Annotated in this window: 9 protein-coding genes, 1 pseudogene and 1 riboswitch; of the genes and pseudogenes, 3 read left to right on the top strand and 7 right to left on the bottom strand. The window is 41.5% G+C overall.

The window, feature by feature from the left end; all coding sequences use genetic code 11:
* Positions 1-921, bottom strand: a pseudogene (lipA, locus tag NSQ49_RS16035) (lipoyl synthase); the annotation flags it as partial.
* A 308-nt stretch (positions 922-1,229) separates the two neighbouring features.
* Here lipA and NSQ49_RS16030 point away from each other — a divergent pair.
* Positions 1,230-2,222: a M23 family metallopeptidase gene (locus NSQ49_RS16030; protein WP_159867975.1), complete on the top strand. Its 993-nt coding sequence runs from the start codon at positions 1,230-1,232 to the stop codon at positions 2,220-2,222.
* A gap of 249 nt (positions 2,223-2,471) precedes the next feature.
* Here NSQ49_RS16030 and NSQ49_RS16025 read toward each other — a convergent pair whose 3' ends face one another.
* The gene (locus tag NSQ49_RS16025) at positions 2,472-2,579 is read right to left on the bottom strand and encodes a methionine/alanine import family NSS transporter small subunit (RefSeq protein ID WP_159867978.1); all 108 of its coding nucleotides are present in this window, start codon (positions 2,577-2,579) and stop codon (positions 2,472-2,474) included.
* The gene (locus NSQ49_RS16020) at positions 2,579-4,096 is read right to left on the bottom strand and encodes a sodium-dependent transporter (RefSeq protein ID WP_159867981.1); all 1,518 of its coding nucleotides are present in this window, start codon (positions 4,094-4,096) and stop codon (positions 2,579-2,581) included. The genes NSQ49_RS16025 and NSQ49_RS16020 overlap by 1 nt, the downstream gene beginning before the upstream one ends.
* A 460-nt stretch (positions 4,097-4,556) precedes the next feature.
* Between NSQ49_RS16020 and NSQ49_RS16015 the strand changes: the two genes are divergently transcribed.
* Complete coding sequence (locus tag NSQ49_RS16015; RefSeq protein WP_159867984.1) at positions 4,557-5,420, top strand: YsnF/AvaK domain-containing protein; 864 nt, start codon at positions 4,557-4,559, stop codon at positions 5,418-5,420.
* A gap of 136 nt (positions 5,421-5,556) precedes the next feature.
* Here the strand turns inward: NSQ49_RS16015 and NSQ49_RS16010 are convergent, their stop codons facing one another.
* A complete protein-coding gene (locus NSQ49_RS16010) occupies positions 5,557-6,915 on the bottom strand; it encodes an IS1182 family transposase (RefSeq protein WP_159871981.1) in 1,359 nt (452 codons plus the stop codon).
* Positions 6,916-7,202: 287 nt separating this feature from the next.
* On the opposite strand from NSQ49_RS16010, the gene NSQ49_RS16005 reads away from it, so the two are divergent.
* Positions 7,203-8,420, top strand: a complete 1,218-nt coding sequence (locus NSQ49_RS16005) for an IS110 family transposase (protein WP_159871966.1) — start codon at positions 7,203-7,205, stop codon at positions 8,418-8,420.
* Between the two features lie 299 nt (positions 8,421-8,719).
* On the opposite strand, the gene NSQ49_RS16000 is transcribed toward NSQ49_RS16005, so the two are convergent.
* From NSQ49_RS16000 to NSQ49_RS15990, 3 genes are all read right to left on the bottom strand, one after another.
* Positions 8,720-10,297 (bottom strand): Na+/H+ antiporter NhaC family protein, encoded by a 1,578-nt coding sequence (locus NSQ49_RS16000; protein WP_251284812.1) that lies wholly within the window; start codon positions 10,295-10,297, stop codon positions 8,720-8,722.
* A gap of 156 nt (positions 10,298-10,453) precedes the next feature.
* Positions 10,454-10,660, bottom strand: a riboswitch (Lysine riboswitch).
* Positions 10,661-10,725: 65 nt separating this feature from the next.
* Complete coding sequence (yunB, locus tag NSQ49_RS15995) at positions 10,726-11,472, bottom strand: sporulation protein YunB (protein WP_159867990.1); 747 nt, start codon at positions 11,470-11,472, stop codon at positions 10,726-10,728.
* A 216-nt stretch (positions 11,473-11,688) separates the two neighbouring features.
* Positions 11,689-12,783, bottom strand: a complete 1,095-nt coding sequence (locus tag NSQ49_RS15990) for an HD-GYP domain-containing protein (RefSeq protein ID WP_251284813.1) — start codon at positions 12,781-12,783, stop codon at positions 11,689-11,691.
* Positions 12,784-13,127: the final 344 nt, after the last annotated feature.

Here is a 13,127-nt window from a genome sequence, read left to right as displayed (position 1 = left end):
TTATGCTTGCTTAATTTCCTTTTCTCCCAAAATCTGCTTTTGTTTTGCTGCCGCATTTACCTGTTCATCCGCATGGTAGGAAGAACGGACAAGAGGACCTGCTTCACAGTGGCTGAATCCTTTGCTCATTGCAATGTCCTTCAGCTCCTGGAACTCTTCAGGTGAATAATATTTCAGCACTTTTAAATGCTTTTTGGATGGCTGCAGGTACTGACCTATTGTCATAATGTCCACATCATGAGCACGCAGATCATCCATTACCGCGATGATTTCCTCTTTCGTTTCGCCAAGCCCAATCATCAGGCTGGATTTTGTAGGAATATCCGGCTGCATTTCTTTTGCACGCTTTAAAAATTCAAGAGAGCGCTTATATTTTGCACGTGCTCTTACTCTTGGAGTCAGACGCTCAACCGTTTCAATATTATGATTAAGTATATCAGGACGGGCATCCATAAGAGTTTTCAGGTTTTCATAAACACCGCCCATGTCGGAAGGCAATACTTCAATGGTAGTGAACGGACTTTTTCTTCTGATGGCACGTACTGTTTCTGCGAAAACAGCTGCACCTCCGTCCTTAAGATCATCCCTTGCAACAGCTGTTACCACAGCATGCTTTAAGTTCATAAGTGCCACGGAATCAGCCACGCGTTCCGGCTCCTGAAGATCCAATTCTGTCGGGAGGCCCGTTTTGACAGCACAGAAGCGGCAGGCACGCGTACAAACATCGCCAAGAATCATAAATGTAGCCGTTCTTCTGACTGCCCAGCATTCATGAATATTGGGACACTTAGCTTCTTCACAAACTGTGTGCAGGTTCTTTTCCCTCATCATTTTTTTAAGACCCGTATAATTTTCATTTGTATTCAACTTTATTTTCAGCCATTCCGGCTTGCGCAAATACTCTTCTTTCTTGCTCATTTTCCCACTCCTTAGACTGAAGCTAGACGTAAAGAAAAGCGCAAGCGCCCGTGTCCGCCCCTGCGGAAAGTCCGAGGGGGTTTTGTGCTTGAGCTAGACAGTTTTCCACTTCAGAATTTATGCATTCCCGCCTTAAAAGCCAGTCATTTACAAATCCAACTAAGCTGATTAGGCTTCACCTGATGCCACTTTATCATAATGAATTGAAGAGGACAAGCCGAAGATTCTGGTATTACCATTAATTGATATTTATTAAATTATCCAATCATCACAAACTATATAAGCAGACCATCACAGAAGGGAGGATTTCCGTGCGGATTATATTTACCGCTGCTGCGGCCTTATCGTTTTTTCTGATTTCCTTATGTACAGTCAGTGCTCAAGAAAATGCAGCTGATATATATAAACAAAGATTGGCCTTATATAAAAGAGTTGAAGCTGTTACGAACATTCCCTGGTATTACCTTGCGGGGATTGACCAGTATGAAAGGAATGTCCGGCAGTCAAGAAGGGACATTCCGAAAGCGGAGGGCATTACAGGAATCTACTTCAAACCAGAAGAATGGGCGGGAATTTTGAATCCAAATCCGGCTGATGAAAACCCTGCATCCATTCAATTTTTCAATGGAATAGGAATTGACGGAGATGGAGACGGTAAAGCCAGCTTGAAAAGTGATGAAGATGTTCTTCATTCTTTTGCAAATTTCCTTCTAACCTATGGTACAGACCATGATAATTTAAAAATTGGATTATGGAATTATTATAAGCGCGATAAAGCCGTTGGCATTATCATCGGAAAAGCCCAAATTTACAAACAGTTCGGCCGCCTTGATCTCGATGATCACGCCTTCCCTGTCCCCCTGAGGAGCAATTACAGCTATAGAAATACATGGGGTGACGCAAGGGGCTGGGGCGGAAGACGGATTCATGAAGGAACCGATATTTTTGCTGATTATGGGGTACCAGTCCGGGCTACTTCATATGGAATAGTGGAAATGAAGGGCTGGAACAAATATGGAGGATGGAGAATTGGCATCCGTGATATTAATAACAACTACCATTACTTTGCTCATTTAAGCGGGTTTGCAAAAGACCTGAAAGTGGGGCAAATTGTTGAACCTGGAATGTTGATTGGAGGGGTCGGAAGCTCCGGATACGGGCCTCCGGGTACATCAGGCAAATTCCCGCCTCATCTCCATTATGGAATATACAAAGACAATGGCTATACTGAATGGTCCTACGATCCATATCCACACTTAAGATTATGGGAAAGGCAGGATCGGATAAAAGCCAGAAAAAAATAAAGTGATACTTCAATCAGCAGGGGGTTTCCTTATCCCACACTGATTGTTAGTTGAGGCCCAGAGGAAGTCGGCCACAAAGACGTTGCCACAGAACGCAGTTTAATCTTTGTTGTTATTTCGGTCTTTAGGCAGTTTGAGCCCTCCTTATCCTCCTTTGACTCCTCTAAGTCAAGAAGCAGGGGGCTTACTGCCCGTTAGACTGCGATAAAGATAAAAGGACTGCCCAATTACCAGGCAGTCCTTCAAAAATTATTTAGCTTTTTTTGCTTTGGACACAGCATTCATGACACTTGCTGCAAGACCGCCCCAGATAATGAGCATCCCAACCACCATCATTGTAATTGCACTTCCAGACATTATTGAGATACCTCCTTATCAACTGGTATTGTAAGCTTAGACTGTGTATCGTTCTTTTTAATGGCCATAAATACAAATCCTAAGATAATGGCTCCTATTGCTACTCCCCATCCGGTATAGAGAAGGAAGCTGGTAGGATACCCTTCATAATTCTCTTTAATATTCGTAATGATATTTTGAACCATCATATACCCAAGCACAATTGGCGTAATTGCTGTCAAGCAAACCTTCCACCAGGAACCAAGTCTAATATCAGAAACAGCATCTGCATGGTTCTGAAGATTTTTCAGCTCTTTTAACACCCAGCCTACAATAACTACCTGCACTAATCCTGCTAAGGCAACGCCAAATTGGTTGATGAAGTAGTCTGCTGCATCAAGGAAGTATAAACCGCCCTGTGTCGCAAAGAGGATGGAAATAACAGCAGATAAACCTCCGCCTACAAAAACTGCTTTATTACGTGAAACATTAAACTTATCCTGCACACCAGCAACAAATGTTTCAACAATTGAGATTAACGATGTTAAACCGGCAAGTGTTAAACAGATAAAGAAGAAGGAACCAAATAAGCCATTTAAAGCAGGGAATTCGTTAATGATCTGCGGGAATACAACGAATGCCAATCCCACACCTGATGATACAACCTCATTAATGCCTACACCCTGCTGTGCAGCCATAAATCCTAATGCCGCAAATACACCGATACCGGCAAGAAGTTCAAAACCGGAGTTTGCAAAGCCGGTAATGAAGGCGCTGTTTGTCAAATCCGTTTTCTTTGGAAGGTAGCTTGAATAGGTTACCATGATGGCAAATCCAATCGATAAGCTGAAGAAAATCTGGCCGTAGGCAGCAACCCAGACTTTAGGATTCGCTATCATTTCCCAGTTTGGCTTAAAGAATGCATCTAAACCAGCAGCAGCTCCATCAAGAGTCAACGCGCGAACAACAATAATTAGGAATAATACTACAAGGACAGGAATAAAGATTTTGTTCGCAATTTCGATACCTTTTTTAATCCCTTTAAATAGAATACCAAGTGTCACAACCCAAACAATAACTAAAGGTATGAATACTCCAGGTACAATTCCGCCTACATCTCCAGGTGTTTCTGCAAGCTTTAAATATTCTCCAAATAGGAATCCGTTTGGATCGTCACCCCATTTTAGGTTAAACGAAAAGCCGGCATATGACATTGCCCATGCGATGATAACTGCATAATAGGTTGAGATTACAAATGAAATGGCGACCTGCCACCAGCCCAGCCATTCGTATTTTTTACTTAATCTTGCATAAGACAAAGGTGCAGATCCGCGATACTTATGGCCAATTGTAAATTCCATGATCAAAAGCGGAATACCTGCTGTCAGCAAGGCAAACAAATATGGAAAAAAGAATGCTCCCCCTCCATTTTCATAAGCAACTGCCGGGAAACGCCAAATGTTCCCTAGACCAATTGCTGAACCCACAGCTGCCATAATAAATCCAGCTCTGGATCCCCACTGCGGACGATTATCCATAGTAAATCCTACCCCCTGTAAATTCTCCCAATTAAAAAGAACAATGGGAACTTTTTATATTTTCAGATAATTAAATCTAACTAAGCCTAGTATAGCTATTTTTTGATACTCTGTCAAAACATTATTTTCCTAATAGTAATATTTTTCGAAAAAATTAGTTTTAGTACAATACCATGGTAAAGCGTGTAAGATTATTAATATATTCCTATTTTAATTTCCATTTAGATTCCACCCGGCGAAGAGTTATTTTACCAAAACTGACCGGAGTAATTCCTTGTACTCACCCCCCTTGTAAAACTTATTCCTGAAACTTAAAAACTTTCATTAATTATTTGATAATTCAAAATAATATTTTGGTGATTCCAAAATTAACCTCGTTTGGTCTTCTTGGCCGCGGGAATATAACCAATGTGCTTAAATTTTTCCAAAAACTTAAGAGAAAATAAGGAGGTTTTTACAAATGGATACCACTATTATTGGAGTTTATAATTCACAAAGGGAAGTAGTAGATGCTATTCAAGAACTGCAAAATGACGGCTACCCTGTTCAGGATCTTTCAATCATTGCGCAGACCGAACATCTGGATACATCTCTTGAAGATAAAACCGGTGTTCATACAGAGACCTTCGAGACTAAGAATAGAGACAGCAGTGAAAGTGCTGGTTTCTTAAATAGTCTGGCATCCTGGTTTGATGATGACCGTATGAGCAGTGATTCTGCAGGTGAAAAGTTCAGAGAATTGGGCATGTCAGAGGATGAAGCCCGCAAATATGAAACGTATGTGAATGAAGGGAAAATCATTTTATACAGTGATAGAATTGATGCTGCAGCCGGCTTTACCGGTGCCGGGACAGCTGAAGCCGAAGTGGACAGCACTTACACTGGCGGATATGATGCGCTAAGAAATTCAGCTGCAGATGATGAGCAATCATTAAAACTGCGGGAGGAACAGCTGGATGTGTCTAAGGAACGTGTACAGACCGGGGAGGTTGAAATCCATAAAGACGTTGTGGAAGAACAAACAACAGTTAATGTACCGGTGGAGCATGAAGAGGTATATGTAGAAAGAAGAAAAGTGGATGATGTGGCCGGTGTAAGCTCCTCACCTATTGCAGATGATGAAACAATCAGGATTCCTATTACTGAAGAACGTGTGGAAGTTACCAAAAAGCCTGTTGTCACGGAAGAAATTGTAGTGGGCAAACGGGAAGTTCAGGAAACTCAGCAGGTAACAGAAAATCTAAAAAAAGAAGAAGCCCGCCTTGAAGGCAATGAACACATTACTGAAGATAAAGATTTAAATAGAAAAAATAATAACTTGTAAATAAAAGGGTTCCCTGAGGGAACCCTCAGTTTGTAGACAAAAGGGGTTCGGAATAGCCTTATTCCGGACCCTTTTTACTTTTTTATTGGACTTGAAAGCATTTTTTCATGACTGTAAACCTCTCCGAGGTCATCTTCTAGGCTATTACTGGGCCTTGCCAAGTCCAGTTGGCCATTTTCTTTAAATTCATGGCAGCGAAAGTAAGCATCGCCTGCATTGACAATTTTTTAAGTCCCCTTAAAGTTGTCCAACGCATGCCATGCTTTTCTTTTGCATCTGCGAAAACACGTTCAATTGTTTCTTTTCGCTTCTCATAGATTTTTTTGACGTTTTGATGGTGGCGAAGGTGGTCTGCCTCTTCCAAATGTTCCTCCCACACATGACGTTGAATGAGCTTTTGGTGCGCTTGACTCTGTGTGCATTGAGACAAGAACGGGCATCCAGCACAAATTCGCGGATCTGATTTATATTGACGATAACCTTCCTTTGTAGTCGTTTTATACTTTAATATCTCACCAGCTGGGCAAATGTAACAGTCAAAATGCTCATCATAAACATACTCATGTTTTCTGAAGAAACCCTCTTTTGTGCGAGGTCGTGTGTAAGGTAAAGCAGGTGTGATGTCGTTTTTCAATAAGTAGCTCGTGATAGCAGGTGTTTTATAGGCTGCGTCGGCCGCAACAGCTTCTGGTTTACTAACTTTCTCAATGACTTGTTCTACCAATGGCTCTAAAATATGACTATCATGCGTGTTACCAGGGGTTACAGTTGTGCCTAGTACAAAGCCGTTGCGATCTGCGGCAGCGTGAAAAGAATAGGCGAACTGTTTTGTACGCTCATCTTTTACATAGTATCCACTCTCTGGGTCAGTTGTACTTTCCTTAGTTTCTTTGAATTCTTCCTTATCAAACTTATCTGGCGGAAAAGGCTTTTTTCCATGATCTTCACGATCTCGATTAATTTCTTCTTGAAGGCGTTGTTGATAGGCACGGGTTTCTTTTCGAACAACTTTCTTTTCAAATTTCCGTTTATTCGCACTCGCTTTTACATGAGTAGAATCTACAAAAACATGTTCTGCACTTATTAAATTCTTTTCAGCTGCAGCTTTTAAAATTCGATAGAATATCTGTTCAAAGAGATCGGTATTTTTAAATCGGCGCTCATAGTTTTTTCCGAAAGTTGAGAAGTGAGGAACTTTATCGTGGAAGCCGTATCCTAAAAACCACCGATAGGCCATATTTGTTTTCAATTCCTCAATTGTTTGACGCATGGAGCGAATACCGAAGGTATATTGAATGAATGTGAGTTTGATTAAGATAACAGGGTCAATACTTGGGCGTCCTACTTCTGAATACATATCTTTCACCAAATCATAGACAAAGGAAAAATCAATCGCCGCTTCAATTTTGCGAACCAAATGGTCCGCTGGGACAAGTTCATCTAATGCAATCATTTCGATTTGATCCCGTTGAATTGGATTATGTTTAGAAAGCATCTTAATCACCTCAAGTATCGTATTACTTCTATTTTAAAACAAAAAACATACTAAGATTAGTAGTGCTGACCAAGGCATTGGTTGGCACTACTATTTTTTTATATAGTAGAAGTGAAGAATAGGTCGTTGCAGTCTTAGGATCTTAGAATCCGTACAAAAAACTGACCTTCTTCACTTACCTTATTCGAATCAGGTTTAAGTATGTTGGATCCTTGAGATCGTGTATAAGAAATGGGAGTCGATAAGAGTAAGTGAGGGAACTTCAAAACTTTTTTGGGGGAAATAACGTGAAACATGTCATCGCATTTGATGTAAGTATGGGAAAAAGCTACATGGTAATTTACAACACACTAAAAAAGTGTATTTATGAAGGAGAAATCAAGCATTCACGGCCTGAATTTGAAAACTTAAAGAAGAGGATCGACAGATTAACAGAAGGTTATGGTGAACAGCCACATATTGTATTTGAATCAACTGGGGTCTATTCCAGGCAATTGGAGCGGTTTATGAATGTAAATGGTTTTTCCTATTGTTCCTTGAATCCCCTGGAAGCTAAGCTCCAGTGCGACTCCTTGAGGATCCACAAAACGGATAAGAGTGATGCCCACCAACTTGCCCTTACCCACTTTTCAACGCAAAGGACTAATCGAAATGGCACAGAAGATCTTTTTCTCCAATTGAAGTCGCTATCCCGATTTTACAGTGAACTTGATGACGAGTTATCCGTAACACGCAACCGCATGCATAAAGTTATTCAGCTAACCTTTCCGGAACTGGAAAAAATCTTTACAACCAAATCAGAGCTATTCCTCAATATTGTTCAATTGTACCCACATCCAGACTTGGTGCTCCAACATTCAAAAACGGTTATAAAGAACAAAATCCGGACAAACACTGATAAGAATATTTCTACCGCAAGGGCTGAAAAAAAAGCTACTCAATTGCTTGAAGCAGCGCATTTATCATTTCCTGCCGTTTCGTCAACCGATGTCCTGTGTAGCCAGCTGATATCTTACGCTAGGCGTTACCAGGAACTCCTATCCATGAAAGAAAGGTGTATCGAGGACATGGCGCAACTAGCAGAAAGCCGGGCTGAATACCATATTCTCCTCAGTTTCCCGGGGATTGGCTCAAACACTGCAGTACGTCTAATGGCAGAAATAGGGGATATTAGACGTTTTGAAAACAATAAGCAGCTAAACGCATACGCTGGTATTGATATTCGCCGTTACCAATCAGGTAAGACCTTTTACAAGGACAAGATTAATAAACGTGGCAATAAGCATTTACGTAAGCTCCTTTTTATCATTATCCAGAACATGATTAAACTACGCCGTTTCAGTCAAAACCATATTGTTGATTATTACGATAAATTAAAAACGCAACCCTATAACAAGTGCCATAAGGTTGCATCCATTGCCTGTGTGAATAAGCTTTTGAAGATTATCTTCCACCTTATTACACACAATATGAACTATGACTTCCGGTTAGCCACCCAATCATAGTTTAGTACATAATACCACAAAGGCAGGTCTAGTTAAAAAACGCGAAATCACTAGGCCTATTAGGTATACCTATAAATCTGGCCCCTCTTCAAACACAACGTTGAAGGGGATTCATTTATACAGAAAATAAATTAACGGTTTAAAGGTGCTTGACTAATCGTAAGAAAGACTGCAGACAAGCTCAATTTTCATTGAGTTTGTCGACAGTCTGAGGGTTCCCTCTGAGGGAACCCTTTTTCTTTTCGATGAACAGCACCAAAAAAGGCCTCTCTCAAAGAGAAAGTCTTTTTCAATAATTTTTAACTTGCCTTGCTTTCCTGCCAGGATTCTTTCTTTCCGCGGCCAAAGAAGGCAAATGCCGCTACAAGAACAGCTACTGCAAGTAATGCGATTACAGTGCTGCTGGTGAAACCTATGATTAAATAGCCAGCTGCAGCAATCCCCGCAGAAATCAAGGCATATGGCAGCTGAGTCATCACATGGTCTATATGGTTACAGCCAGCCCCTGTTGAAGAAAGGATGGTTGTATCGGAAATCGGTGAACAATGGTCACCGAATACCGCTCCGGCAAGAACAGCTGACATAGCCGGCAGTAACAGAGTAATATCAGTTGCAGCGGCAATGTCTCCTGCAATTGGAAGCAGAATTCCAAATGATCCCCATGAAGTTCCAGTACTGAAAGCCATTATTCCTGCTATGGCAAAAAGTAGAAACGGAAGCCATGAAGTGCTCATATTTGTGCTTTCCACAATACCCGCCAAATATTTTCCAGTCTCCAAACGGCCAATTAAATCCACAATTGCCCAGGCAAACAGCAAGATATAAACAGCCGGAAGCATGGATTTAATCCCTTCCCATACCCCTTTGCCGAAGACATTTGCTTTAACGCCTTTCAAAACAAAGGCCTGACGGAAGAATAAACCTAACGAAACCACTAGGCCCACTAGGCCACCGAGGATTAAGGATTTAGAGACATCTGTATTTTCAAAAATTTGTAAAACGGTGGCATTTCCTTCAACCGCCTGTGAACCTGTCCAAAACATTGAACCCACTGTACCGATTACAAGAGCTATAATAGGCCATACAAGATCTCCGACAGATCCTTTAGAACTTGTAGGAAGATCATCCTTCAATTCACCAGGTGCCGGCTTCTCGGGATCCATTACAAGCCCCTCTTCAGCTGCCCGCTTCTCATGAACTTTCATTGGCCCGATCTCTATGCCCCATAACGCTACGATAAATACAATGGCCAGAGTTGACCAAACATAAAGGTTCATTGGAATCATTTGAATAAACGCAGAGAAAGCAGAATACTCAGTAACATTATGGGCCGCAAGAATGGTCCCAATCAATGCAATAATGTACGCACCCCAGCTTGATACCGGTGATACGACACAAACAGGTGCTGAAGTTGAATCAATAAGATACGCAAGCTTCGCACGGGATACACGCTGGCGATCTGTAATCGGACGTGAAATCTGGCCGACTGCCAAAGCGTTGAAATAATCGTCAATGAAAATAATAATACCTAAAACAGCTCCGACAATCTGTGCGCCTGCACGGGTCTTAACCCGCTTCATCGCCCATTCCCCAAAAGCGCGGCTTCCGCCTGAAATAGATATAAATGCAGTAATAACACCTAATACAAGCAAGAATAAAATAATATATACATTCCAGGTGTTCAGTTCTCCATCTGAAACAAATATTCCTTTTACAGCATCCCAAATAATGCTGTAAGTTTCTGTAATGCTGAATTCAGCCAGCAATAATGCAGCTGTTACGATCCCCACTCCCAATGACAGCAAGACGCGCCTGGTCAGGATAACCATAGCGATTGCAACCAAAGGCGGCAGCAGGGAGAAAATCGTGTTTGCCATTTCTTGTCCTCCTCTTGTTTTTTGGGATCACACCATTTAAGGCGTGTCCGTTTTCAATCAGGGGAACAACAAGGATGATGACAGAGTCAAAATAAAAAAGAGTAACGATAGAGAAAAATCTATCATTACTCTTTTGAAGTAATTAGTTTCTCCATCACGATCTGTAGCTCCCCATTATGAAGGCTTTGACAAAGTATATTCATACTTTCCCCTCATAATGACAGTGTTACTCCTATTCGAAGTAACCCCAGCAAGATTAGTTCTGACTCACTAATCATACTTCGGCAACATTCCCTTTCGGCTGCGGTCATTGTTGTCATCCTCACTCAGCGTACTCTTGAATACTGCACCTCTACCCCATCGGATATGATAAGGTTTTTATGAAATTATAGTAGAATTTTATCAAAATACTAAACTATTTGCAAGTATTATTGGCTTGCCGGTATTTCGATTGATGGCGAGGTTCCTCCTCCGCCATTGTAAAATTGCGGGACCTTTCCCGGGTAAATGCCATAAGCGGCCAGCACATCTTCCTGTACTGTAATAATTTTGGTGGCAAAAGGAATGATAATTTGGACCTGAACGTCCAGGCGGACCAGTACCTTCACTTCCACATTATTTATGCCGTGATCCTTTGTTTCAGTTATAAAATTGGAGGTAACAGAACCGACTGCATTAAACTTCACTGGAATACGGGGACCCAAGTTACCAAGGAGTGCATTATTGGTTGCCTGGCCAAGCGGAACATAATAGACAATTCCATTTGAGTGCTGCATTTGCTCCGTATTAATTTCTACGTCTGTAAAAGACTCCAATGCATCCAAATCGCCTTTTTCTGCTTTCTTAATATTATCCTGAACCAGTTCGGTTACTTCCGCTTTGACTCTGTTCAGCTTTTCCACGTTAATGCTGACAACACCGCTCTCGCTTGCCTCAAACATATCTTCCAAATCCATCACATTGGTAATTTTTTTGTTAATCGCATTGTTTATTACCAATGATGCGATTTTCCTTGTCTGTGAATCTGCATAGCTCATGAGTGTGGGCTTAAGCCCTTCATTAATAATCCAAAGGCCGGCAGCTGTTGAGATAACGAAGAATACAAAGGTCAAAAGAAATACATAGCGGAATGGAAGAGGACCTTTCCGGGGCAGCCGGCCGCGAAATTTTGCCAAAACAAATCCCCCCTTTACATGCTATATGTATGCTGTAAAGGAGGGAACTAGGCTCAAAAATCCAAAATAGTTTATCGCAGTCTAACGGGCAATAAGACCGCACTTCAAGAGTCAACGGAATCAAAGGAGGATAAGTGGGGTCAAACTGCCAGTAAAGGCCCGATTGGTTCAACTAACCATCAAGGGGATAAGCCATCCCCTGATTGAAGTTTCAATTTATTGTTGTACAAAAGTCGTATCACAGCCCGTAATAACGGAATTCAATTCAGCCCCTAGGTCTGCTTCATATGGCTCAACGTTTCTGCCCTTTTCTTCAAATATACGGATGACCGGCCTGTCGCTAAGTCCCGCATTCTGCCGGCAGACAACTCCTTTTCTTCCATCATTCAGCTCAACAGTAATACCAACCGGGTACACGGCTACCGCCTGACGGAAAACTTCAATGACTTTCTTATCAAACAGCTTGCCGGCCCCTGCATACAGGACTTCCAGGCCTTCATGCGGGAGCATAGCCTGCCTGTATATGCGGTTGGATGTAACTGCGTCAAACACATCGGCAATTGCAATAATCTTGCCGAAATCATGAATTTCGTTCCCCTGTAGTCCGCGAGGATAGCCTGACCCATTCAATCGTTCATGGTGCTGAAAGGCACAATGTGCAACAAGAAGAGGAATTGTCTCTACTTTTCTTAATATATTAAATCCCTCTTCGGGATGCTTCTTAATGGATTCAAATTCTTCAGATGTCAATTTACCAGGTTTCAAAAGGATATCTGCAGGCACCTTCATCTTTCCGACATCATGGAGGATTGCACCCAGCCCAAGGATTTCAAGTTCCTTCGGCAGGAGCTGCAGCTTCATCCCGATTGCGAGTGAGTAAAGAGTTACGTTCAGAGAATGTGTGAAAATATAGTGATCATATGAATAAACATCTGATAGGATCGTAAGCAGCTCTTTATTTCCCCTTATTTCACTGATTAGCTGGCGAATCAGCCCTGAGAGCCTATTTGAAGCATTCTCCACGACCAGAGTGCTAGAAAATTCTTTATTTGCTTCTACTTCCTTTAGAACCGTTTCTATGGTTTCGATAGCCTTTTTCCGCATTTTGGGATTCAGAGGGTTCTTATATTGGATATCCTCAGTGCGCTGATCTTTGATATACACATAGGCAATACCCACTTCCTGCAGTTTATTTATTAATTTATCAGCCAGCTCCACACCTTCATGCAAAAGGACCTGACCCTTGTCATTATATATAGCTTTGGCCAAAACACTGCCAGTCTCAATTGTATTGGTTGCTGCTAATCTCATATGTATCTCCCATATCCTTTTTTTGCTCTACTTTATATTTCGGGAATTATTTGGTTTTATTTACATTATACGACAAAATTCCTGCATTGGCGGAAGTTCTTCTCTAAAGAAGAGATTTTTTAGGGAATTCCGATTAATTTTGTTGTGTCATCCTTCAATCCGGGCTGTTTTTTTAATCCGTTATCTATTTCTGTGCGGAAAGCCTTTATTTATGTGCGGATAAATTTCTTTCTGTGCGGATAGCCGGCTTTTCTGTGCGGATAACTAATTTTATGTGCGGATAGGTTTTTCCAAAGATGATAATGTCCCTTAATAGCCTAAATTCCGCTTTCTGAGGCTTGGTG

This window comes from Cytobacillus sp. FSL R5-0377, assembly GCF_038004385.1.
Classification (GTDB): domain Bacteria; phylum Bacillota; class Bacilli; order Bacillales; family Cytobacillaceae; genus Cytobacillus.
Note: the sequence above shows the minus strand (reverse complement) of the source record. Positions and strands in the feature narration are given on the sequence as shown.